We start from the raw sequence: 22,536 nt of genomic DNA on the forward strand, positions 1-22,536 counted from the left end.
AACCTAAAAAGTTGCATCTCCTTTACCAAATTCGGCTACAGAACCTGCAACAATTACAATTAACCCAGCTGCTGGTCCTTTGATAGTCAACTTTGATCCAGATAGTATACTTACTAGGATACCTCCTATAATTGCGGTAATTAAACCCATTATCGGTGGAAAATCTGATGCTTTAGCAATTCCTAAACTTAATGGTAATGCTAATAAAAAAACGATAAAACCTGAAATGGCATCAGATGAAAAATTTTCTTTTAATCCTGCTAATCCGTCAGTAGGAATATTAATTTTATTTTTTGTGTTCATATATAATGAATATTTTTTTATTTAAGAAGATTTATAAGGTAATTCATGATAGGTTTTTACGTGTGGTCCTAAGAATAATCGTGTATAAATACGTACTCCTGCAATTCCCGAAACCACAAAACTACTGGCTATAAAAAAGGCAAGTATTACTTGATCACTTTCTATATGACTAAACAATAAGTCTTCACCTATAAAAGTAGTCGTAATGGGAAAACCTGTTACACCAAGAGCTGCAACTAAAAAGAAAAAGGCATATTTGGGATGTTCATATACATGTCCTAAATATTGATTTAACGAGATTTTTCTTTCTATTTTACTTAATTTTACAAGTGCTATATATCCTAATACCCCAGCCATTATTATTCCTATGAGGTATAGAGAAATTTCATAAAAATCAACTTTTTCATTAAATAGAATAGCTAAAACAATCCAAAAGTGATTAAATATTATCAAAACCCAAGCTACAAAAGGGCTTTTTCGTTCTGAAAATGATTTAAAAACTGAGATTAAACCTATAAAAGCAAAAAATTCAGGCAATCTATTATTTACTTGTTCTAATAAATGGATCTTGCTTTTTAGTAATAGTATACCTCCTATATAAATTGGCACAAAAAGAAGAAATATTCTTTTTAAGTTCAAGAAATTCAAAAATTTACCAATGAATTTAAGGGGTTTCCATAGAAATAAATTTACTATTTTTTCCAAATTAAACTCTTTAATACTTAATATATAGAGTGCATATTCTAAACGTTTAGGTAAAGAGTCTTCAAATGTGTGTTCTACGGGTTCGTAATGATAAAATTGTTCTCTTATAAGATAACTTACAACAGACGGAGAAACCAAAAGTTGATAGGTTCTTAAAAAAGCATTGCCTGCAAAGTGCAATAAGGCCAAAGTATCTAACCCAAGAGCTATTTCTATAAAAATTAATCCTATTTGAGAAATGGAGCTATAAGCAATTTGGCTTTTTACAGAAGACTGAACTCGAGCCATAAAAGTGGCTACTAAGCTAGTCAGGGCTCCCATTACTCCAATAGCAATTCGTAACGAAGTTTGATGTTCCCAAAAAGGATGAGTTCGTAACATAAGGAATACGCCTAAATGCACGGATAAGGAACCATAAAAAATAGCACTTGACGGAGTAGGCCCTTCCATAGCACGAGGCAGCCAAGAAGAAAAAGGGACTTGGGCTGATTTAACAGCTGCTGCACATACTAAACATAAACCAATAAAAACGCCAATAAAAGAATGCGTTTGAAGATGTTCGCTTACTAACTCATAATTATACATCTTCATAAAGGTAATGTTCTCATGAAACAAGTGATGACTTGCCCACATGGCTAACAATAAGCCAACGTCTCCTATTCGATAAATAGAAAATACCTTAAACGCATTCTTTACCGGTAAATAACGTTCTCTGTAAAATGCAATCAATAAAAAGGAGGAAATTCCTATAATTTCCCAACCTATAAATAAGGTTTCAAAATTCCCTGATAAAACAGCTAAATTATATCCAAAAAAGAAAAATAAAACCGTTATAAAAAAACGCTTATATCCTTTTTCCCGATGTAAATAGTAACGACTATAGGTGGTAACCATTGAAATTAACAAGGCTCCTACGAATAGATAAACAGCGGTTACTTTATCAAAAAAGAAATCAATAAAAAACTCATAATGATTTGTTTTTACTAAACTTACTTCAAAAAGATTAAATGGTTTAGCGCCCTTTAATATCCAATAAAACAAGAATACTATCAAGGAAAACAATTGAACTAAAACGGTACCTAAAGCGGCTCTAGATAACCCTGATTCTTTTTTTTCAGGCAACCAAAAACTAATAAAAAAACCAGCAAAAGGGATTAACACAAATGCTATTAAAATTTCATTCCACATATCCGTTCCTCTTATTTAATAATACCTACTTTTAAATTATCCATACTAGTTTGTGTATATTTAAGTATGTCCTGAATATCACCTAATGCAACCTTTAGAGGTTTATATAACTCAAAACTGCCTTTAATAAATCGGAAAAGTTGTTTCGTTTCTGGATGCAATACAACTAGATTAACCCATTCATTATAAAACCATTCATAAGTAGCTGAATTTTTAGTAATTGCATATTTTACCACTTCTGGAAAATGTTCCACAACTACTAACAATCGAACAGGGTCGTGTACTTCAATCATTTGATTGGGTAGTCCAGGACGTAAATCACCATCAATTCCGTTAGCAACACCTATTAATCCCATAACATTATGAGGCAGTTTAGATCCTGCTCCTAGCTTATGATTGTCTACTCTAGAAAAATAATACTCTAGATTAATACCTCCTCCTACTGGAGCTACTGCATTTAATATTCCCGCCAAATAATCGCCTTTAGGATCTACTTCATAATCAAAAGAATTTAAAAAGGAACGTCTATCTAAGAATAATTGTTCAGATACTGTTCTTCTCCCCACTATACACATGGCATTGGTAGCATGATTGAGTTCTGGACGTGGTTCGAATAAAGAAACGGAACGACGTTTAACGGAATTATGTATTTTTTTTAAATCATCTGATTTGGTTATGATTTCAAAACGACGAGAACGCTCAACAGCATTTTTATCCAAAGCTTTTTCAAAAGTTTTTTTGTTCTGGATGTGAATATCTAAATTGATTTGGGTCAATACTTTTTCATCATAAAACTCAATTTCATCACGAGTTGTATCATGTAGTGCTGGCAAGAATTGAGTAGTATTAGGAATTTCTATTCCTTTTTTTGATAAAAGAATACGTACTTCAGGATGATTGGCTGCAAAAGATAAGACTTTGGCATTTACGGAACTTGGTCTTCCGCTACAAGCACCACAGTCATAACCTGCAAAATGCGTATTATTTACACTAGTGGCACCATGCCCTACTACATATACTATGGGAGCAAAATTTTTTACAAGACCTATAGATCTAAGCAATCCTTCTACACGAGTAGCCATTTCTTCTACTGTAAAACCTACTTGTAACCCATCTTGTTGCACCCCATTATCGTTTTCAATTACTAATTGTGATTTTGGATTTAAATGTTTAAATGAAGCTGATGTTGCAGGGGTAATGGTGGGTTTAAAAATATTCAAAAATAATTTAAAAGCTGACGCAAAACCTAAGGATTGGCTTATTAACCATCCAAATAACAAAGAATGTGTACGTTTGTGATAATGAAGATCTGTAGCATGTTTTTTCTTTCTAGGCAGTTCTTTTACCAAATATTTAGGTGTTACTGGAGCTGGACAAAGCTTTGTAAAAAATTTTCCTTCTATTGGTTGATAAAAAAATTCAAAATTAAAGAAGGCTGCTGTACCAAAGGTTTGAGCATTAGGATCTTCTTCTTCTATATATCGTCTAAAAGAGCATTCTCTATCATCCATACAAAACATAGCTTGAAAACTAGTTTGTTTTTTAGGTCGTATTTGGGTACTCGTTTCTTGTATCCCTAATAATGCTTGGTTATAAAAACTCCATTCAAAAGCTTCTTGCCATATAGATAATACTTCAAAATATTCAGAATACTCAGGAACTGAAAAAATATCTTCAAGTGGTTCTTGTAAATTGTAAGCAATTGGTTTCCAATTTTTGCCAAATTTTTGATCTAAAACATCTATTTCTAATAGCAATTCAAACTTTATAAGTTCTTGTAATGTAATCCTCTTTTTGGCTAATAATGAAACAGGATTTTGCTCTAATGTTGCCACCATACCACTCCAACCTGGATGTGAAAATTGTTGATCAAACAAATAATGAGTATAATAAGCCTCATTACCCACTATAATATGTAATAATTCTTCGATACTAATTTCGCTTTGTAATAATGCTTTTGCTCTTGACGTTTTAAAGAAACCGGTGATTCCATTTTTATCTAATTCTTTTATAGAAGCTAAAAATCCTTTATCATGAACAGGAAAAGGCCATACTGAAATTCCTTGATCTAGGTAACTACATAATACTCTAAACAAGATTCCGTGTGTTGCTTTGTCTAAATTCATGGCATAGTGTTCTTTCCATAGAGAGCGAACACTACCTATTCTTGAAGATAAGGATTCATCATAAATTTCATTTAATACTTTATGCTCCCATAACTTATATGAATATTCTAGTTTCCGATCGTATACTACTTTTTTTAGAATTTCTTTCGAAATTTCACCATTAGCGTATTTGGCTCTGAATTCAGCTAATGATAAATAGGTTTTATAACCAAATACTGTAGATGCTTGATGTAAAGCATCAAAAAAAGATTGTTTTTGAAAAGCATGCAAAGTATTGTGGTGCACAAAGTCTTTTAATGGATTTTGCGCAGGTAAGTAATGCGATAGTTCGTGAAGTACATCATGCTCCACGAATCGCTGATTCGTTAAATTCATTTTTAGGAAATATTTAATTAATACCTCTATTTTGATGTGAATACATCGCTTAAGGAATTAATTAAACTAGATCGTATTTCCAGTTACAGTAGAGTATATATAGGGGTTGATTGTATATGAGTTTAAAACTCTTATAACCTATTGCATTGTAGTCTTTTTTTAATAAAAGTAACTGAAGCGAAAAAACATATTCTTTAGAGAAAATAAATTCCTCAATGTTATCATCTTCAAGGTCTAATTCTGTTAATTCTTCATCGTCTAAGCTCTGGTTAACAGAAATAATTTTTGATTTAGAAGAATTCTTTTCTTTATCTATTTTTACTGGAATTTTTAAAAAATTCTCAGCATTAGAGAAACTTTTACCTGATATTGATAATAATAACAAAAAAGCCAAAAGGAATGAAATCCATCCCTTTTTTTCAAAAACTTTTTTATTATTTAGTATCTTAAACATCGAGTTTTTTTTATTTAATCTAACAAAGTCAAAATTAATAGTTTTTTATTCAATATGTACTTTCTTTTTAAATATTTTCCATAAAACAGGTAAAGTGGTAAAAGCTACAATTCCTATTACTATGAACTCTATATAATGTTTTAGATCTATACCAAAACTTTGTAAAAATAATGTATGAAGATAGTGTCCTGCAAAAATCATGGAAAAAGCCCATAAAAAAGATCCTAGTATATTGTAGAACATAAATTTCTTTTTATCCATTTCAACGATACCCGCTACCACAGGAGCAAAGGTTCTAACAATAGGTAGGAAACGAGCAAATACAATGGCTCGATTGCCATATTTATCAAAAAATTCTCTTGCTTGGTATAGATATTTTTTCTTGAAAAAAAATGTATCTTTCTGGTTATATAAATAATTTCCGCTTTTAGCCCCAAACCAGTAACCAGTCATATTTCCAATAAGTCCCATAAGTCCAACTAAGAAAGCAAAAACAGATACATTCATAAAGTCATTCCCCAAAGATGTCTGACTCATCAATGTTTCGCTATAAATTCCTGCAAGAAAAAGCAAACTATCTCCAGGCAAAAAGAAACCAGCTAACAATCCTGTTTCAGCAAAAACGATAAATAAAACGACAATTAATCCTATTTTAATTCCACCAAATTCTAATAGAATATAAAATTCTGGATTTAGTAATTGCAACCAATTGAACTCTTTCATAATTTTTTCAGGCATTTAAAAGGGCGAAGGTACTATTTTTAGCACAATCACCCTTATTTTATTCATTAAATTAATCATAAAAATGATTAAACATCCAGTTGATACATTTCATGTAAATCAGAATTACAAGAAAAATTTACTTGTAAATCTGTTACGTATCCTGAATTCAAGCCATACACCCAACCATGTAAAAACAATTCTTGTCCGTTTTTCCACGCTGTTTGTACAATAGACGTTTTCGCTAAGTTTAATACTTGTTCCTTGACATTAAGTTCTACAAATCTATTGAAGCGTTCTTCTTCATTTTCTATAGAGTTAAGTTTTTCTTTATTAAAACGATAAATATCCTTTATGTGTCGTATCCAGTTATCAATAATACCAAAAGAGGTATTTCCCATGGCTGCTTTTACTCCTCCGCATCCATAATGACCACAAACAATTACATGACGCACTTTTAATACATTGACAGCATAATCTAGAACACTTAACATATTCATATCTGTATGTACCACCATATTAGCTATGTTACGGTGTACAAAAACCTCACCTGATTTAGTTCCTGTAATTTCATTAGCGGGTACACGGCTATCTGAGCAACCTATCCATAATAAAGGGGGATTTTGTCCTTTTGCTAAATCTTTGAAAAAATTGGGATCTTGATTTAATTTTGTATCTACCCACTTTTTATTATTATCTAATAATTTTTTATAGAAATCACTCATTTTTTTTATTTAATTAATTCTTTTAGATTAAAATTAGTATCTAAATCGGATTTTATAAAAGCGTAGTCTTCATAAAACTCAACTAAACCTGTTTCTATGTTATACATCCCGCCTATAATTCCTATTTCTCCATTTTCTACCATTTGTTCTAAAATGTAACTTCTTTGTAAAATTGACTTAACGGTTCTCTTCACATTAATTTGCGCTACATTTTCTACAAATGTACTATTGTCTGAAGTCCTATTTTCTTTTGTCATGCGTTCTTCATATACTGCTGGTTGCAATTTAGAAAGGAGTTCTGTTAAGTTCCCCATTTCTACATGATCACAAGCTCCTTTTACAGCACCGCATTTAGTATGTCCTAAAACTACTATTAGTTTAGACCCTGCTATTTTACAGGCAAATTCCATACTTCCTAAAATATCCGTATTTATTACATTTCCTGCAATTCTTACTGAAAAAACATCTCCTAATCCTTGATCAAAGATTAATTCTGCTGAAGTACGACTATCTATACAACTCAAAATAGTGGCAAAAGGCCATTGTCCGTCTCGCGTATCATTTACTTGTTCTAATAGATCTCTATGAAACTTTAGATTATTTACAAAGCGCTGATTCCCTTCTTTTAATATTTCTAAAGCGTTCTTTGGACTTATTTGTGACTGTAATTCTTTATTTAGAGTTCTCATGATACCTCATTTAGTTGTGTGTTCTACATAAATATGTTTTTCTTCCTCTCCTGTATTTTCTAATTCATACGCTTCTTTAAAACCAATCAATTTTACCTTAATATTTTCTTCTTTAGCTCTAACTTTCTTAAATTCTTTAATCAAATCCAATACATCATGTGCTATGTATACTGTGTCTGACGCATTAATAACTACCGAAGATTTTTCAGGAATAGAAGCTAGAGTTAATTTAATAGCCGCTTTATTTAAAAAGGAAACTTCTTGCGCTAGATCAATATGAATAAAATCACCTTCTTTATAATTTTCTTTTCTAAAATTATAAGCACGTTTCATATTTCCTTTTAAGATAAAAATCACACTTATTATTAAACCTAATGCTACTCCTTTTAGTAAATCTGTAAACACCACTCCAATCATAGTTGCAATAAAAGGAATGAACTGATACTTCCCTCGTTCGTAAAAATGTTTGATTACTTTAGGATTGGCCAATTTATACCCCACTAATAGTAAAACTGCTGCCAAAGTAGCTAATGGAATTTTATTAAGAACAGAAGGTATGGCTACCGCACAAACAATTAGCAAAACCCCATGAAAAATGGCTGCCATTTTAGTTTCACCGCCTGCATTAACATTAGCTGTCGTACGAACTACAACAGATGTCATAGGCAAACCTCCCAAAAGAGCACTCACTAAATTACCAATTCCTTGTGCTTTCAACTCGTTATTGGTATCTGTATATCTTTTATGCTTATCCATTCTATCAGCTGCCTCAATACACAACAACGTTTCTATAGAAGCAACCACTGCTATTGTAACACCAACAATCCACACTTTTTGATTTGAAATTTGTGAAAAATCAGGCATTGTAAAACTCTCTTGAAACTCTACAAATGATTTTGGGACAGGTAATTTTACTAAATGACCGTCTAAAACTGCTAAAGAAGAACCCAAACTTACAAAAACTTGGTTTAGGATAATTCCTACCACTACGGCAACTAAAGCTGATGGCACTAATTTCAAATCTTTTAACACGGGTATTTTAGGCCATAAAACTAAAATAGACAAAGATATAATGGCTATTAGAGTAGCTCCCAAATGTATATTTCCTATTATAATTATTAAAACCAAATATAAAGCCCTAACCCCTAAAAAACATTCATTAGCTTACATTTTGGTTTAATTATTAAAAGAAAAAATGAAAGCTTAGTTTAATAAAACCTAAAAAAGGCGCATTTTGGTTGGTTTAAAGCTTCATTAAGCTGTGAATACTCCAATGAATCAAAACCAAAAAAGAAAACCCCTTATGTATCGGCTTAAAACGTACTTTTTTAAACCTGTAGTTAAAAAGTAGATTTTTTAAAGGCAAGCGCACGAAATTGAATCGTTTTCTTTGAAATGTAGTTAAAAAATCTACATTTCAATAACTTGTTTACTCCAAACGGATAACTCCAACTACCAAGGCTATACTTCTAATATCTGACATTGGAACTGTAAATTCTCCATAGTCTTTATTATCGCTCTTACAAACTACACTATCTGGCTTATCACTTTTAAGTAAGCGTTTCATTATAACCCCTTGACTAACACTATCTATAACATGTACCTTATTCCATTGTACAAACAAAAGTTCATTCACAAGCCTACAAGCCACTACATCTCCACTATTATACTTAGGATACATACTTGAACCTCGTACGGGTATCATAAAATCTATTGTAATCCCATCAAACAAAGGAACTACGTATCTATCTTCTATTGTATCAAAATCAACGCCTTGCACACTTGAATCCCCTAAACCAGCGAAGGCATCAAAAGGTAACAACGGAATTCCTTTTTGCGAATTAGTCATTTTAATCGCTGGAATTATTTCGTCATTTGTAGAGGTTTTTTGCATATTTGGTTTTTTGATAATTTCCTTATCATTTATCTTATCATTTAATTCGATAAGATTTTCTTTATATTTCGTTTGATAGACTTCACCTATTCCCATCAATAACCATTCAAGATTTATCGCTTTGTCATAGGCGATAAATTTCGCTATATTATCTTCACTTATTCCGCTTTCTTTATCTAGTACACCTCTAGTTATACCAGTGTCTTGGTAAAATTTATATTTACTAAGACCTTTAAAATCAATATATTCAAGGATTCTTTTTTTAATAGGCGAAATTTGTTGCATAATAATTTTGTTAAGCGAAAAAAGTTGTTTAGTTTTGCGTAGTAATTCAACAGCAAAAATATACAAAATATGGAAACGCTCGCACAAAAAATTAACCATAGAGTAGCGACTCCTTACCAAAGGATAGCCCAACTACTCGATACTGACGTCGCCTATGTAGGACAAATTGCTAGAGGTGAACGAATTCCTAAGCGTGGCAAAGGCTTGAAAATTAAACAAGAAATTGAAAAACTGATACAAAATGAAAACACTTAAAAATCTACTCCGAAAACTGCTTAGTAAAGCGGTGAAGTTTGAAAGTCGCATCGTGTACGACTATCATCTTAAAAAAAGTGTAACAGCTAGCTATATGTTACTGTTTGGTATATACATCAAAACAATTTACAAATAATGGACATTGAAATAATTGAAACTATTGAAATTAAAAAGGGACTCGTTTCAGCTTTATTAAACACCGATTTACCCATTGCAATTATCAAACACAGGCAAAAATATCTAAATCAATTGCAGTGGAAGTATGACGTGCTGGGTTTGGAAAAAGATAGTGTTAAGCTAGATGATATTAGCAACAAGTACAATGACCACGGCTTTAGATTGCAAAATTCGACAGAGTATTACGGTAGAGAAGCTAATCCGAAAGGCATTGTAAGTATCACTTTAACACGTGTGCAAGAACAAGAGTTTAAACAAGTTTTAAACCAGTTTAAAGAAATATGCAACAATAAAGATGGTGCTGTTTATGAAAATCCAAACAACTCCCTTCTAAAAGCATATAAGCTTTACAAGTTGAAAAATGAATTAAACTAAAACAGCGGAAACTAATTTAAAATTTAAAAAATGCAAATAATAAATGAAATCATTTTAAAAACAAGAGGAACAGGAAATACGTCTTGGATTTTACAATCAGCTATTGAAAACCCTGAATGTGTAATTGTATCAAAGAATATAAGTGAGTCTGTTTACTTAAAAAAGGCTTATCGTTACTTACTATCAAAAAGCCCTTGGTATAGAAAAATTTGGTGGAAGTGTATTGGAAGAAAACATCCTTTGTTTGTTTCTATTTATGCCAATTTTGACAATTGCAAATGTCCTGTAATTTTTGATAACGGAGCTCTCTATTCAAGAAAAAAGAATTAAACCATTTTTTTACTACTATGATAACAATTATTGAAACCTACAAGCTTAGTATCGAAACCAAACTTATAGAAAAAAGAATTAAACTTTTTGGAATAACTATTTACAAAGTTATTAGAGTGGTTGAGTAGTTACTTTATCTATTAAGGATACTTATGCTATGTTTTAAAGTTTGACAGCTCAAATATAGCAAAATTCCCGAGAGGCACACACCCAGTTTCGAGTACTGGGCGGGAGCAAAACAAATTTTTAACCAAATTCACTAACCCTATGTACAAACAAGGCGACATACTATTGCGTAAAGCTGACAAAACGGAAACGTTTTGGCTCTCGCAACGCCTTGTAATGGAGGTGTGTCAGTTAAATGAAGAATATTTTTGGATTGCTAGAAATAGATACAAAAAAACAGTTCGTGCTTGCGATTTAGCAAAAAGCGGACAGTACTTACCTGATAGTGGCAAAGGCTGGCGCTGGGCAAAAGTAAACGGTAGTTTTTACTATTGTTTTGACAATATCCCTGACCGTAAACCGTGTTTTTATAAATCAAAACTAGGTACTGTAAACGATATTAAACAAGCCTATCAAGATTTAGGCGAACTAAGCAAAGGAAGTTTGCTAGAGTTAGCTAAACAAAGCATTGCTAACAAAGTCACGGATCTGTACGATAGTTCAGATATTAACTATTATCAGTACAATGCCGAGGTGGGATTTAACAGAGAAAAAGCAACCCAACTAATGATGTCTAGGGCTTGGTGTGTTTTTGTGAAACACACCGCAGAAAACGACCAATACAAGGCGTTTGGCATTAAAACCAAATCAGAGTTTTACAATGTTTGTGCCGAATTGATTCAACCATTAAATTTAGAAGGATTGAACGTGTCAAGTGGGGCATACTTGCGTAACAAAGTAGATTTATTTCCAGCCACTAACACTTTAGCACAACGTACGGCGCTTATTTCAAGCAAATACAACAATACAAACGCTATGCAAGTAGGTAAACACAAGCTTGTGGATACTGAAACTGGCGAAATTATAAACGTAGACATTCACCAAGCCGTAATGTTTTACGCATTTATGGCAGTAGGTCAAGGGATTAAATTAAATATGCGCCAGCAGTACGAAAGTTTTTACTTACCTACTATGCAGGATTTTGATTTAAAACCTACGGGTTACGAAAACTACACCCGAATTTTAAGACAAAACGGATTAAAACTGCTTACTCTTAAAGAGCGTCACGGAGCTGATTGGTACAAAAAAAGCTCATTGGCTTACGTGCCTTCTCAAAAATTGCAATACGCACACTCTTTATACTGTGCCGATGGTTCAGGAACTATCAATTACAGATATTACAACAATAAAGGTGAAAAGAAATCACGAAAGCTTTATGTAATGCTTATTTCTGATGTTGCTTCTAGTAAAATTGTAGGCTGGAGCGTTGCCGATAAAGGACAAAGTACTGAAACCTATACAATGCTGGACAAAGCTGTAAAAATGGCTATGGAAACCAGCAACTATCAAACGATGTTTGAATTTGTGAGCGATAACCACTCCGCTTATACAGCAAGTGAAAGTAAGGACTTGTTAAATATGGTTTTTAACAAAGTGCGAAACATTCAGGCTGGTAACTCACAGGCTAACCCCGCAGAAATGCAGTTCAGGTTGTTCAAAAGTAGCTTAAGAGGATTAAGCAATTTCGGTTCAACTTCTTGGGGTGTGGGTATTGAGGGACAATCAAACCCCGATTATATCAATATCGACGAATTTCCAACCTACGAAGAAGCTATTATGCAGTTTTACGACATCGTGCAACGATGGAACGAGACAAAAAGAGCGGATGGTTTGTCGCCTAATGAACGTTTTGAGCATAAAAATCCCAAATGTGAGGCTATGGATAAACGAGTAATTCGCTATCTAAACGCTAATCATACCAAGGTAAACCCAGCGTATATGCGTGGATTTGTCAAAGTAACCAAATCATTAGGCGGTTATAATAACACGAAAGAGTATCTTTTTGAATTGCCCGACCCAATTGATAGTATGGAAATCATCGAAAAGGCAAATCACTACAAAAGTGCAGAGGTAAAAGTGGTTTGGGATGATGAAAATGCAGATTTGTACAGCTTGGACGGTAAATACTTAATGACCTGTAATTTGGCATTAAGAGCGATACAATCGCAAGCCGAAGCAGACGACGCCAGCGAAAACGCATTAGACTATCACTTAGCGAGAAAACAAAGGCAAATGAACAAAGCTGACGACTTTAAGGAAACGGTAAAAAGTGCTTTTGATGCCCTGTTTTACGATGAGGAAGAAGATGAAGAGGAAGAGCTGGTAAACGAATTACCATACACGCATCAAATGCAACTAGGTGGCAATAAGGAAAGTTACAACGAAATCATGGAAACCACCACAGCCGATAAGGTAAAAACACCACAGGAGCTGTTACTGGAACGTACAAAAAGAAAGTTCTCCTCTATCAAGGAGAACTTACAAAACCAAGCAAGTGCTTGATATAGGGAAACTAACGAATAAAAAAAGTTATGACAAAATTAAACAATTTTCAAAAGACAAAACAAATTCCTGATGCTATCAGAACGTATTTGGTAGAAAAAAACACTAACCAAGCCAATTTAGCAAAGTTATCAGGTGTAGGTGAAGCGTATGTGTCTACCATTTTAGCTGGAAAAACAACCATTGCAAAATCAGAAATAAAGGACAAATACTACGAGGCACTTTGTCAATTTATAGGCTTCGAGTTAAAGCCTGAACTATGGAGACACTTTGACACGACAAACTATATGCTTTTTATCACTTCAATTGTGGAAGCAAGACAAGAAAAAAAGCGATTCACTTTCGACGGTGATACAGGAAGTGGTAAGACTTACGCCTGCAAAGAGTACAAAAGACAATTTCCAACCAATACCTTTCTTGTTACTTGTTCGGCTATTGAAAACAGCAAAGAATTTGCCATAAACATTGCCGAAGTTGTAGGAGTTGAAACCCACGGAACTGCTGGAGCAATCATCAAAAGAGTGGTTAAAAAACTGATAAGCCTTGAAGATGCTATTTTATACATAGACGAAGCGGAACACATAAAAAATAAAAGCGGTTATATCAATATCATTAAAAGTTTAGCCGATTTACTGGAAGGAAAGGTAGCGTTTGGGCTGGTAGGTATGGGAATCAATGACATATTAAACAAAGGCTTTGAAAGAAACAAGCAGAACTTTAGACAAACTGCCCGCCGATTTTCCGACCGAGGTAAATGTGTAGAGGATATAGCAGAAGATATAGCCAATATTTGCCACGATATGAATATAACCAGCAAAAGGATAATAAACTGGTTTACAAACAGAATAAAGGACTTTGACACGATGAAAATTATCACAACCAAAGCAATTAAAGAAATAACAGAAACTGGCGAACCTATAAGCATTGAACTATTAAACTCTATCTATCATGGCAAATATTAATCAAACTATAAGAAAAGCGCTTCGCAATTATAATCCAGTAATGAACAAAAATTTTGAAATACGTTTAAATATTTTAAAGTATCGTTTAAGCTTGTCACTTGTATGTTCAATTGACAAGTATACAAATACTTCGAAGGTAAATGCCAACAATGATTCTGAACACAACTGTAATCAGGAGCATTTTGAAAATCGTCTTTTCGAATACTTTCAATCTCAGCAGAAAAACGCTCAAAGTCAAGCTCATTAATCAGTTTGATGAATTTTTTAAGCTCAGAAAAACTATGTGAACTCTTATCTGAACTATAGGAAATATTAAAAACAATCATAAATAAGTTTTTACCACAAATTTAAAAAATATGTCAAATAGTAATAACAGAAGATACTATTTACACAAGTGCTTAAAAAAGCTCGGTGTAAGAGTTAAAGCAAGAAAAAAAACGATTTATATCGATCCTGAACTAACAGAAAATGTAAAAGTTAAGGAGTTATTAAAATATAATTATACAATTCAAACAGAAATAGTTTAAATGGAAGTACTAGCACAATTATCAGACGATGCTCTTTTAAAAGAGTTGTCACGTAGAAACGAGAAAAAAGAAGCTAACAAAAAAGCTTATAACGACTTGAAAGAAGAACACATCCCGCAATTATTCAGCCGTTTAAAACAATGGTCAGAAGAAGGCGAAGCCATAAAAGCGGAAATCTACCAAGGGCTAAAACAATTAATTGAATTAAAGTTTGAAACCTACGCCACTAAAACGAATCAAAAATCGCACACGTTTAGCGCAAGTAATGGCGAAACAATTACCATAGGGTATCACGTTACAGCAGGTTACGACGACACGGTTTATATGGGCGTGGCAAAAGTAAAAAACTTCATTAATTCATTAATAAAGGACGAAGATACAGCGAAGCTAGTCAAGCAGATAAACAACCTTTTAAAACCTGACAAAAAGGGTGATTTAGACCCAAAAAGAGTAATGGAGTTGAAACAAATTACTAAAGAGTACAAGGATTTTGAATTAATTGAAGGAGTTGAAATTATTGAAAATGCTTACTCGCCACGTCGTTCCGCTTGGTTTATTCAGGCTTCATTTCAAAACAACGTAGGCATTGACCAGCATTTACCGCTTTCAATAGCCTCTATGAATTTCCCCAAAGGTTTTGATTTAAGCTTTTTGATTAAAGAAGAAAACAAATAAAGGAATGGTTACAGATACTTACATAAACGAAAACAAAACAGCTACTTTCAAAAAGGGTGATAAAGTAGAAATGTTTAATTGCTATGAATCAACCTTTGAGAAAAATAAAGGGAAGATTTGGACTTGTCAAACTGATAGTTTCTTAGATATAGGTAAGCAAGAAGTCGTTTTTCTTGAAGAATTTTCGGGCTGTTTTAGTGCCAAATATTTAAAGAAAGTAGATTAAAGCCGACAAAAATTTCCCGAGAGGCACACACTCAGTTTCGAGTACTGGGCGGGAGCAAAGTTTTAAATGTCCCCTGTTTAGGCAGGGGCATAAAAAAATAAATTATGAATACACAGGATAAAATAAACGCTTTATGTAGCAAGTTCAGTGCTTCGGCATTGGGTCAGGCAGTGTATATGGAAACTAAACGCACTACTGATATTACGGAACTTTCAAGAGAAGAAGTCGAAGCACTTTACGCTCGTTTCTTTCCTAAAAAATCAGCCATTGATTTTTTATTTGAAATGGAGCAAGAAAGAGAATTGAAAAGACTTCGCTCGGTAATCATTAAAGAAGCTCAATTTATTGGAATTTATACGCCTGAATCTTGGGCGACGTTCAACCGTTTTATGCTTCATAAAAGCGTCTTTAAAAAGTCTTTAAACGAGTATAAAATAGAGGAATTTCCACAATTAATTCAACAATTCAAGTCGATGAGTGCTAAAGTGTCAAGAGCTAAAATGATACCGCACACCACAGCTTGGTATAACGAATTAGGATTGAACGATATAAGCCAAAATTAAAAAAAGACCTGCCAAACTGACAAGCCTTTCCTCTTAGCACAGCAAAGGTAAAAAATTAAATTTCTTTTCAGCATGGCGTACAACAAAAAAAATCTTTACAAACGTATTATTGAAATCCAAGACATTACAATTCATGAGAAGTACAAAAAAGGGTTAACGCAAAAGGAGATATACTGGAATATCATTTATCCTAAGTTCAAAATTTGCGAGCGTACATTTTCAAGCTACCTCGGTACTCCAGCTAAACAAGAGCTAAAAAAAATGAACCAAGCTGAACAATCGCATAATCAATTAACACTTTTTAATAATTAACATGGACACAGTAACACAGCAAAGAATTAGCAAACTACATCCCACAGTTAGGGAAGAAATGGTAAAGATTATTAACAGCTGTAACCAAGCTTTACAAGGTAAAGCACAAGTACGCATCACACAGGGTTTGCGTACTATTGAAGAGCAAAACAAGTTGTACGCCATAGGCAGGACTGTAAAAGGCAAAAAAGTGACCAATGCCAAAGGCGGTCAGTCTATCCACAACTATGGTTTTGCAGTGGACATCTGCCTGATTATCGAGGGGAAAACCGCCAGTTGGGACACGGCAAAAGACTGGGATAACGACAAAGTAGCCGACTGGTACGAATGTGTAAAGATTTTTGCACTTCACGGCTGGGACTGGGGCGGAAACTGGGCAAAATTTAAGGATATGCCCCACTTTGAAAAGAAAAATCTAACGTGGAAACAGCTGGCTAAGCTTAAGCTAGACACCAGTGGTTATGTAAAACTATGAAACAAGAAAAAAGTATAAAACCCGTATGTATCCACTCCAGTACTTATACCAAAGTACTGGAGGTTTGGACAACGGTTGAAAAAACAGTACAAGTGTGCTGTGAATGTCAAAAAGTAATCGGAAAACCAAAGTTTGAATAATGCAAGTCCTAGCACACACGATAAAAACAGACTGCCACTTTGTGCTTTTTTATTCAAAATCAGGAAAGCTCGAAGGGGTGAGATTGAAAAAAGGCAAAATGCAACCGCAATTGTGGGATAAAATAGGGAAAATACTCCCGCCTACTGTTCAAGATTTAACCAGCTTTAAAGAAACTTTAAAAGGTACGGTAAATTATACCGAAGTGGTGAAAGAAAAGAATTTGTTTTCTGAGTTTAATACTATTTGGTTTGCCTTTTATGAAAATCATACAGGATTCCCACCAAAGTTTACAGGAATTGACGGCAAGAGTTTAAAGCAAATCATTACTTACCTACAAAGCGTATGTCCTACTGATGAAGAATGTATGCAAGTGTGGCAAAACCTTTTAAATAACTGGTGTAAACTGGACAAGTTTCATCAAAGAAATACAGATTTGAAATACATAAATAGCCAACTTAATAAACTTCTACAAGATGCAAAACAAAGCAATAGCGGTTCAAAAATCAAGTATAGCGACAATTTCCAACGAAAAATTATTGAATCGCTACAGTCCTAAAAACTGTATGGAGCATGCTTACAAATTAACCAATTTGGAGGAAGCTATGAATAGAAATGCGCCAAGTTTAGGCGCAATTCGTAGAGATAAAGGTGATAAGTTTTCAAAAGGCTTGGTGATGGTGTGGCTAGTGTACATAAATGATATATTAAACTTAAACAAACCACTCACCGAAGACCAAATAGAATGGTGTGCCACGCAAATAATTAGTGATTTTGCCTATTTAAAAATATCAGATCTCACCTTGCTAACCAAACGGATTATTTCAGGCGTTTATGGGGAGTTTTTTGAGTCACTCAATTCGGCTAAATTACTTCGCTTTTTTACAGATTACGCAGAGGAACGTATGGAGTTAGCCGAAAATAACAGCTTACGAGCGCATAATAACTATACAAGCGAGGACACTTTCAACTACTCGCAAAATGTTGAACGCATTTGGAAAGGAGCTAAAGGATTTAATAGTAATAAATAGATATGGAAAGTAAAATTTTATCAAAAATCAGGAAATTATTAGCCAAAGCTAATTGCGGAGCTTCTTCTGGAAGTGAAATAGAGACGTGTTTAAAAATGGCTCAAAAATTAATGATGCAACACAATCTAGACAAATCAGATGTTGAAATTCATATTTCTGACATCAATAAAGAGGTTATTTACTCCGATTTATGGAAATACTTCAAGTATAAAACAGCTAATTTCGAATGGAATTTATTAGACACCATAGCCGATAGTTATAATTGCAGAGTATTTAACGGTGTGAGTTATGATTTTGAAGCTAAAGACTGGCAAAACACAAAAAAAACAAAACTTTCTGTAGTAGGTACTTTTGAAAACAGAATGATAGTTAAGGAGTTGTACCAATCTTGTGTTGAAATATTTTTGAATCTATCTGAAATTAGATACAATGAATATAAAATATTAAAGAAAAACACTTTAACAAGACAGTTAAATGAGCTTGGAATGCACAAAAACATAACTATTCAATGGCTTGAAAAACACAAGCTAATGTCTTCTAAAAAAACATTTATTACCTCTTATTTAATTGGTTGTACTAAAGGAATTCAAAAATATTTAGAAGCTCAGAAAGCAGAACTATTAGCATTAGATGATAATGCTTCTAAATGGGGTTTAATTGTTTTAAAAAACGATGAACTAATAGAAAAAGCTTTACCTGATATAATTGGGGCTTTTTCTAAAAAAGCTGTAAAAAATGTAGCGCATTGCAAAGAAGGTTTTTTGCAAGGAGTTGAGGATGGGAATAGAAATCAAACAATGAAAGAACTTGAGGTTTATAATGATTAAATCAAGCACCTACATCCGAAGTTTTACCCCTGAACAACGCAAGCAACTCGAAGAAGTAGCAAGCGCCAAAGGGTTTAAGACCGTTCCCGAAATTCTGTTTTACGCCTTAGCGCAACATTTGGAGCAAAACAAAGAAATAGAACGACTAAAAAGAATAATCGAGTACAAACAAAAGAAAATAGAAAAATTGAATAACGAGAATTAATGTTTAAGAAAGAATTTCTACTTTTACTAACTTTAAAATATCAAATAAATAATGAAAAAAGTAATCGGAATTGCATTGTGTTTATTGACCATAGCTTGTAGTAAAGCTGATTTTTCTAAAATCAAAAGCGGAATGACTACTAAAGAAGTAACTGCTTTAGTAGGAGAACCAAAGGAAAACCAAGAAATAGCCTTTTTAGGAGCTTCTTACTGGGTTTATGAAACTCATGTTGTTACTATGGTTGATGGAAAAGTGGAAAGATGTTTAACCAATGAAGAGTTTGGAAAGCAAATGCCAGATTTTACAAAGGAAGTAGACAAAACAGTGAACACTTTAAAAAAATCTTTAAAAACTTTAGATTCTATCTAACAAAAAGCAGGCACAACGCCTGCTTTTTTAGTCTAATAGCTTTTGGTACAAATCGGTTTCTAGGTGTACATTTTCAATTACTCCTTTTAAATATTCTTCAGGGGTTGTCATACCCTGATAACGACAGCTGTATGTTAAAATATACACGTCCACTACCGTTTCATCCACCGCCAACTCTTCGCCCATAAGTACCAAACGTCCTGTGTTTTTAGTGTGAAAAGAAACGAGTATTTTGTTTGTAATTCGCACAAAGTCCAAAAATTTTAAGGCTTCTTTGGCGTTAGAACTTACGGAGGAATAATCTCGTAATTGTTCATACGCTAGTCGTATGGTCATTGTAGCAGTTTGACTAGTGTGGTCAACGCTCCAGTGTACAAACAAGGCAGGAAACAAATGTGCATCAAAATTTTGAGGGTCATAATCCTGCCCTGCATATAGGTCAACAAAGCGCACTGGTAGTACACCTTGACTTCGGTAAATGTCCTTGGTTTGTTCCTCCATAAACACGCTTACCATTTTTTCGTAAAACTCTTTCATCTTTAAAGTAGGTTTAAGATTGGTTTAATTCATTATCAATAGCTTGTTTTAGCATAAGTTCAATCCCACGTGCTAAATACTGTGAATCGCCTAAAAATTGGCGTTTGGGTACTTTAAAACGACTAGTTCGTGTGTGAAGCTTCACATTGTGGCTTCTGCCATTACGTTTGCGCTGGTGGCTTCGTACATTTACAGTTTTAGATGTTTCGCCTCCCTCATTATGAACTTGCGCATAAGGCACGTCAGTTCCTATGTAAACAAAGTAGTTACCACTGGCTATCTTGCGAATAGAACGTTTTAAACGCCCTGAAACTGTTAGCAATGAACCTCGCCCTTTGCGTTTTCTTGCCTCCCAAGGCTGTGTACCGTTATCTTTCCAGTTCTTTTCAACAAAGCGTTGTTTGACGAAATTTACTGCCGTTACCCCAGCATGGTCTGTTAATCTTTTTAAAAAGCCGTGTCTGCTGATACGGCTTAGTTTTTCAAAATATTCGTCTCTAAAATCTAAATCCATTTTTAAGCATTTTCGGCATTTCTAACCATTCGCATAAACATCTCTTCCAAATAACTCTCAAAATCAGATTGACTCATCCCCTGTGCTTTCGGGTCATTCATATTTATGTCTCCTTTGATGAGCGAACCGATATTGAAAGTTATATTGCGGATTTGCTGGCTCTCACCTGTAACCTTAGTTACATCGCTGGCTAGTTTGGTTTTCCCTTCTTTGTTTTCTTTAGAGGTTGGCAATGAGCCATATAAATCTTTTAAAGGGTCGGTTTTCGGCTTTGTTTTGTCTTCTTTTTTGGTTTTTGCCTCCTCTTCTTCGGGGGTGACTAGTTTCATCTTTGTTCGAATACCTAATAATTTATCAGCCCCTGCTTTGGCATGTTTACCTAATCCAGGTATTTTTGAAAAGAGTTCTAATAGTTGTTGCAATGGTTTTAAGAAAACATCGAGTAAAACAATACCGATACGTTTTAACCCGCCTATAATGCCCCCTTTTTCAAAAGCCTCGGTAATACTATCCCAATGCGTTCTAATAAGTAAAAACCCAGAAATTATACGCCCAATAGGTCCCATAATCCAAAGCATCAATGCGCCAAATTTTTCAAACTTGACAATTGCAATAGTTATATAAGCTATAAGTGCGCCAATGGCTATAACGATAAGCCCAATAGGGTTGGCACTCATTGCCGTATTTAAAAGCCATTGTGCTACGGTTAAGCCTTTGGTAGCTTGGGACGCCAGTGTAAAAGCCGTAGCAATTTTGTAAAACAAAAACAGCCCACCCGCTACAGGTATTAACACCTTAAGTACACTTACAATATCGTCAAAATTATTGTAAACAGCATCAATAATAGGTCGTAAAGTATTTAATGCACCAGCTACAATAGGAAGGATTTTTTCACCCAATTTTATCATCATTGCTTTTGCTTGATTTTGTATAATTGCCCATTGTTCAAGAGGTGTAAGACTATCAAAATAGGCTTTATTTAATGCTCCTGCTGAATTAAAAGCACCGTCAGTAGCTTTTTTTAATCCCTCTATATCCTGCATTAAAACACTAAAACCGAGTGAAGCTGATTCATCTAATCCTAATTTACTGAATTGTTTAGACCTTTCTACATCTGTTAATCCCTCCATTTTATGGTTTAATTGTTCGATAATTTCTACCATTGGACGTATTTTTCCCGAAGCGTTAAAAACCTCAATTCCTAAGGATTTGAACCCGCTAACCATTTTACCTGTCTTGTCGGTTTTTCCTATGGCTACGTCAGGATTGGCAAGTGAGCGCATAATGCCCTCCAAGGCTGTAGTGGATTGCTCAGTACTCAGCTTTGTTGTTAAAGAAGCAAAAGCACCAGCTGTATCTTCAAGCTCATAACCTAACTTTCGGGCTAAAGGAACTACCTTAGGTAAATAGTGAGCAATATCCTTAAAGGAAGCATTACCCGCTTTTACCGTTTGAAATAGGACGTCATACACTTTGTTGATGTCTTTGCCCGAGGACATCATCGTGCCAATCCCCGCCGATGCTACCGTTTCAATATCGGTAAAACCAGCCTTAGCGGCTCTTAGTGTTGGCTCTAGGGCTTGCATAGACTGGTTAACGTCCAATCCCGCAGAAATAATACGATTAAAGGCTTTGGGAACTTCTTCGAGAGGCGCAACATTTCGTGCGCCTATATCTAGTAATTTGTTTGAAAGCCCTTGCAGTTCTTTCTGTGACATTCCCGCTGTAACGTTGACCTCCGCCAATTGGGTATGCCAGTCGCTGGCTTGTTTGGTTGCATTAACAAATAGCGAACCTACAGCCATAATACCAGCGCCAAGCAATACCCATTTGTTTGTAGCAATGTCTAAAGCTCGGTCTAAAAAAGGAATTTCGGCAGTTATTTCGCTGAATGATTCCCGCATTTTTGAAGCTCCACGCTCAAATTTATTTTGAATCGAAGCAAACTTGGAGCTGACTTTATCGCTCAAATCCAAGAGCATAGTTAATTTAGCTGATGCCATTATGTAATTGTATTGATTATTTTATTATTTTTGTCAATGAATCGTTAAAGCTCTACATTAAAG

At 34.1% G+C, this 22,536-nt stretch carries 26 protein-coding genes and 1 pseudogene; 15 read left to right on the plus strand and 12 right to left on the minus strand.

Annotated elements, in window-relative coordinates:
- Window positions 1–3 precede the first annotated feature (3 nt).
- From B0A78_RS14935 to B0A78_RS03375, 9 genes and pseudogenes are all read right to left on the minus strand, one after another.
- Window positions 4–303, minus strand: coding sequence for a SulP family inorganic anion transporter (locus B0A78_RS14935; protein WP_261764937.1), 300 nt, complete (start codon window positions 301–303; stop codon window positions 4–6).
- Between the two features lie 21 nt (window positions 304–324).
- Window positions 325–2,196, minus strand: a complete 1,872-nt coding sequence (locus tag B0A78_RS03340) for a proton-conducting transporter transmembrane domain-containing protein (RefSeq protein WP_097609354.1) — start codon at window positions 2,194–2,196, stop codon at window positions 325–327.
- A gap of 11 nt (window positions 2,197–2,207) precedes the next feature.
- Window positions 2,208–4,697 (minus strand): YbcC family protein, encoded by a 2,490-nt coding sequence (locus B0A78_RS03345; RefSeq protein ID WP_169859078.1) that lies wholly within the window; start codon window positions 4,695–4,697, stop codon window positions 2,208–2,210.
- Window positions 4,698–4,758: 61 nt separating this feature from the next.
- Window positions 4,759–5,151, minus strand: coding sequence for a hypothetical protein (locus B0A78_RS03350; protein ID WP_014166453.1), 393 nt, complete (start codon window positions 5,149–5,151; stop codon window positions 4,759–4,761).
- Between the two features lie 45 nt (window positions 5,152–5,196).
- Window positions 5,197–5,874 carry a DedA family protein gene (locus B0A78_RS03355; RefSeq protein WP_060383807.1) on the minus strand — a complete coding sequence of 226 codons (678 nt, stop codon included), beginning with the start codon at window positions 5,872–5,874 and terminating at the stop codon, window positions 5,197–5,199.
- Window positions 5,875–5,960: 86 nt separating this feature from the next.
- A complete protein-coding gene (can, locus tag B0A78_RS03360; protein WP_014166455.1) occupies window positions 5,961–6,596 on the minus strand; it encodes a carbonate dehydratase in 636 nt (211 codons plus the stop codon).
- Between the two features lie 5 nt (window positions 6,597–6,601).
- Window positions 6,602–7,285: a carbonic anhydrase family protein gene (locus B0A78_RS03365; RefSeq protein WP_065213016.1), complete on the minus strand. Its 684-nt coding sequence runs from the start codon at window positions 7,283–7,285 to the stop codon at window positions 6,602–6,604.
- Between the two features lie 6 nt (window positions 7,286–7,291).
- A pseudogene (locus B0A78_RS03370) lies at window positions 7,292–8,407 on the minus strand (SulP family inorganic anion transporter); the annotation flags it as partial.
- A gap of 307 nt (window positions 8,408–8,714) precedes the next feature.
- Window positions 8,715–9,464, minus strand: coding sequence for a S24 family peptidase (locus B0A78_RS03375; protein WP_169859080.1), 750 nt, complete (start codon window positions 9,462–9,464; stop codon window positions 8,715–8,717).
- A gap of 69 nt (window positions 9,465–9,533) precedes the next feature.
- On the opposite strand from B0A78_RS03375, the gene B0A78_RS03380 reads away from it, so the two are divergent.
- The 15 genes from B0A78_RS03380 (at window position 9,534) to B0A78_RS03455 (ending at window position 19,419) form a co-directional block, all read left to right on the plus strand.
- A complete protein-coding gene (locus B0A78_RS03380; protein WP_240665164.1) occupies window positions 9,534–9,719 on the plus strand; it encodes an XRE family transcriptional regulator in 186 nt (61 codons plus the stop codon).
- A 135-nt stretch (window positions 9,720–9,854) separates the two neighbouring features.
- Window positions 9,855–10,271 carry a hypothetical protein gene (locus tag B0A78_RS03385; RefSeq protein ID WP_097609358.1) on the plus strand — a complete coding sequence of 139 codons (417 nt, stop codon included), beginning with the start codon at window positions 9,855–9,857 and terminating at the stop codon, window positions 10,269–10,271.
- 30 nt (window positions 10,272–10,301) lie between these two features.
- Window positions 10,302–10,601 (plus strand): hypothetical protein, encoded by a 300-nt coding sequence (locus B0A78_RS03390; RefSeq protein WP_097609359.1) that lies wholly within the window; start codon window positions 10,302–10,304, stop codon window positions 10,599–10,601.
- 267 nt (window positions 10,602–10,868) lie between these two features.
- Window positions 10,869–13,109 carry a DDE-type integrase/transposase/recombinase gene (locus tag B0A78_RS03395; RefSeq protein WP_097609360.1) on the plus strand — a complete coding sequence of 747 codons (2,241 nt, stop codon included), beginning with the start codon at window positions 10,869–10,871 and terminating at the stop codon, window positions 13,107–13,109.
- Window positions 13,110–13,138: 29 nt separating this feature from the next.
- On the plus strand, window positions 13,139–14,071 hold the full coding sequence (locus tag B0A78_RS03400) for an AAA family ATPase (protein WP_097609361.1): 933 nt from the start codon (window positions 13,139–13,141) through the stop codon (window positions 14,069–14,071).
- Window positions 14,072–14,598: 527 nt separating this feature from the next.
- Window positions 14,599–15,273, plus strand: a complete 675-nt coding sequence (locus tag B0A78_RS03410) for a DUF3164 family protein (protein ID WP_097609363.1) — start codon at window positions 14,599–14,601, stop codon at window positions 15,271–15,273.
- Between the two features lie 4 nt (window positions 15,274–15,277).
- Window positions 15,278–15,499 (plus strand): hypothetical protein, encoded by a 222-nt coding sequence (locus B0A78_RS03415; protein ID WP_097609364.1) that lies wholly within the window; start codon window positions 15,278–15,280, stop codon window positions 15,497–15,499.
- A gap of 104 nt (window positions 15,500–15,603) precedes the next feature.
- Window positions 15,604–16,062: a hypothetical protein gene (locus tag B0A78_RS03420; RefSeq protein WP_097609365.1), complete on the plus strand. Its 459-nt coding sequence runs from the start codon at window positions 15,604–15,606 to the stop codon at window positions 16,060–16,062.
- A gap of 72 nt (window positions 16,063–16,134) precedes the next feature.
- Complete coding sequence (locus tag B0A78_RS03425; protein ID WP_097609366.1) at window positions 16,135–16,374, plus strand: hypothetical protein; 240 nt, start codon at window positions 16,135–16,137, stop codon at window positions 16,372–16,374.
- A gap of 1 nt (window position 16,375) precedes the next feature.
- Window positions 16,376–16,849, plus strand: a complete 474-nt coding sequence (locus tag B0A78_RS03430; protein ID WP_097609367.1) for a M15 family metallopeptidase — start codon at window positions 16,376–16,378, stop codon at window positions 16,847–16,849.
- A gap of 238 nt (window positions 16,850–17,087) precedes the next feature.
- Complete coding sequence (locus B0A78_RS03435) at window positions 17,088–17,546, plus strand: hypothetical protein (protein ID WP_249030939.1); 459 nt, start codon at window positions 17,088–17,090, stop codon at window positions 17,544–17,546.
- A complete protein-coding gene (locus tag B0A78_RS03440) occupies window positions 17,464–18,018 on the plus strand; it encodes a hypothetical protein (protein WP_249030940.1) in 555 nt (184 codons plus the stop codon). The genes B0A78_RS03435 and B0A78_RS03440 overlap by 83 nt, the downstream gene beginning before the upstream one ends.
- Window positions 18,019–18,020: 2 nt before the next feature.
- Complete coding sequence (locus B0A78_RS03445) at window positions 18,021–18,845, plus strand: DUF2786 domain-containing protein (RefSeq protein ID WP_097609370.1); 825 nt, start codon at window positions 18,021–18,023, stop codon at window positions 18,843–18,845.
- Complete coding sequence (locus B0A78_RS03450; protein ID WP_097609371.1) at window positions 18,838–19,050, plus strand: hypothetical protein; 213 nt, start codon at window positions 18,838–18,840, stop codon at window positions 19,048–19,050. The genes B0A78_RS03445 and B0A78_RS03450 overlap by 8 nt, the downstream gene beginning before the upstream one ends.
- Window positions 19,051–19,101: 51 nt before the next feature.
- Window positions 19,102–19,419, plus strand: a complete 318-nt coding sequence (locus B0A78_RS03455; protein WP_097609372.1) for a hypothetical protein — start codon at window positions 19,102–19,104, stop codon at window positions 19,417–19,419.
- 27 nt (window positions 19,420–19,446) lie between these two features.
- Here B0A78_RS03455 and B0A78_RS03460 read toward each other — a convergent pair whose 3' ends face one another.
- From B0A78_RS03460 to B0A78_RS03470, 3 genes are read right to left on the minus strand one after another with little or no spacing between them, the layout of a single operon-like run.
- The gene (locus tag B0A78_RS03460; protein WP_097609373.1) at window positions 19,447–19,956 is read right to left on the minus strand and encodes a hypothetical protein; all 510 of its coding nucleotides are present in this window, start codon (window positions 19,954–19,956) and stop codon (window positions 19,447–19,449) included.
- Window positions 19,957–19,969: 13 nt separating this feature from the next.
- Complete coding sequence (locus B0A78_RS03465; protein WP_097609374.1) at window positions 19,970–20,470, minus strand: phage virion morphogenesis protein; 501 nt, start codon at window positions 20,468–20,470, stop codon at window positions 19,970–19,972.
- A gap of 2 nt (window positions 20,471–20,472) precedes the next feature.
- On the minus strand, window positions 20,473–22,473 hold the full coding sequence (locus B0A78_RS03470; RefSeq protein WP_097609375.1) for a phage tail tape measure protein: 2,001 nt from the start codon (window positions 22,471–22,473) through the stop codon (window positions 20,473–20,475).
- Between the last annotated feature and the right edge of the window lie 63 nt (window positions 22,474–22,536).

Source organism: Flavobacterium columnare NBRC 100251 = ATCC 23463, assembly GCF_002530675.1.
Classification (GTDB): Bacteria; Bacteroidota; Bacteroidia; order Flavobacteriales; family Flavobacteriaceae; genus Flavobacterium; species Flavobacterium columnare.

Coding starts and splice junctions, on each gene's coding strand:
- B0A78_RS03430 (WP_097609367.1), top strand. CDS start 16,376: ATGGACACAGTAACACAGCAAAGAATTAGCAAACTACATCCCACAGTT.
- B0A78_RS03345 (WP_169859078.1), bottom strand. CDS start 4,697: ATGAATTTAACGAATCAGCGATTCGTGGAGCATGATGTACTTCACGAA.
- B0A78_RS03340 (WP_097609354.1), bottom strand. CDS start 2,196: ATGTGGAATGAAATTTTAATAGCATTTGTGTTAATCCCTTTTGCTGGT.
- B0A78_RS03410 (WP_097609363.1), top strand. CDS start 14,599: ATGGAAGTACTAGCACAATTATCAGACGATGCTCTTTTAAAAGAGTTG.
- B0A78_RS03380 (WP_240665164.1), top strand. CDS start 9,534: ATGGAAACGCTCGCACAAAAAATTAACCATAGAGTAGCGACTCCTTAC.
- B0A78_RS03385 (WP_097609358.1), top strand. CDS start 9,855: ATGGACATTGAAATAATTGAAACTATTGAAATTAAAAAGGGACTCGTT.
- B0A78_RS03450 (WP_097609371.1), top strand. CDS start 18,838: ATGATTAAATCAAGCACCTACATCCGAAGTTTTACCCCTGAACAACGC.
- B0A78_RS14935 (WP_261764937.1), bottom strand. CDS start 303: ATGAACACAAAAAATAAAATTAATATTCCTACTGACGGATTAGCAGGA.
- B0A78_RS03375 (WP_169859080.1), bottom strand. CDS start 9,464: ATGCAACAAATTTCGCCTATTAAAAAAAGAATCCTTGAATATATTGAT.
- can (WP_014166455.1), bottom strand. CDS start 6,596: ATGAGTGATTTCTATAAAAAATTATTAGATAATAATAAAAAGTGGGTA.
- B0A78_RS03390 (WP_097609359.1), top strand. CDS start 10,302: ATGCAAATAATAAATGAAATCATTTTAAAAACAAGAGGAACAGGAAAT.
- B0A78_RS03400 (WP_097609361.1), top strand. CDS start 13,139: ATGACAAAATTAAACAATTTTCAAAAGACAAAACAAATTCCTGATGCT.
- B0A78_RS03465 (WP_097609374.1), bottom strand. CDS start 20,470: ATGGATTTAGATTTTAGAGACGAATATTTTGAAAAACTAAGCCGTATC.
- B0A78_RS03415 (WP_097609364.1), top strand. CDS start 15,278: ATGGTTACAGATACTTACATAAACGAAAACAAAACAGCTACTTTCAAA.
- B0A78_RS03365 (WP_065213016.1), bottom strand. CDS start 7,285: ATGAGAACTCTAAATAAAGAATTACAGTCACAAATAAGTCCAAAGAAC.
- B0A78_RS03420 (WP_097609365.1), top strand. CDS start 15,604: ATGAATACACAGGATAAAATAAACGCTTTATGTAGCAAGTTCAGTGCT.
- B0A78_RS03350 (WP_014166453.1), bottom strand. CDS start 5,151: ATGTTTAAGATACTAAATAATAAAAAAGTTTTTGAAAAAAAGGGATGG.
- B0A78_RS03440 (WP_249030940.1), top strand. CDS start 17,464: ATGCAAAACAAAGCAATAGCGGTTCAAAAATCAAGTATAGCGACAATT.
- B0A78_RS03435 (WP_249030939.1), top strand. CDS start 17,088: ATGCAACCGCAATTGTGGGATAAAATAGGGAAAATACTCCCGCCTACT.
- B0A78_RS03395 (WP_097609360.1), top strand. CDS start 10,869: ATGTACAAACAAGGCGACATACTATTGCGTAAAGCTGACAAAACGGAA.
- B0A78_RS03460 (WP_097609373.1), bottom strand. CDS start 19,956: ATGAAAGAGTTTTACGAAAAAATGGTAAGCGTGTTTATGGAGGAACAA.
- B0A78_RS03445 (WP_097609370.1), top strand. CDS start 18,021: ATGGAAAGTAAAATTTTATCAAAAATCAGGAAATTATTAGCCAAAGCT.
- B0A78_RS03355 (WP_060383807.1), bottom strand. CDS start 5,874: ATGAAAGAGTTCAATTGGTTGCAATTACTAAATCCAGAATTTTATATT.
- B0A78_RS03455 (WP_097609372.1), top strand. CDS start 19,102: ATGAAAAAAGTAATCGGAATTGCATTGTGTTTATTGACCATAGCTTGT.
- B0A78_RS03470 (WP_097609375.1), bottom strand. CDS start 22,473: ATGGCATCAGCTAAATTAACTATGCTCTTGGATTTGAGCGATAAAGTC.
- B0A78_RS03425 (WP_097609366.1), top strand. CDS start 16,135: ATGGCGTACAACAAAAAAAATCTTTACAAACGTATTATTGAAATCCAA.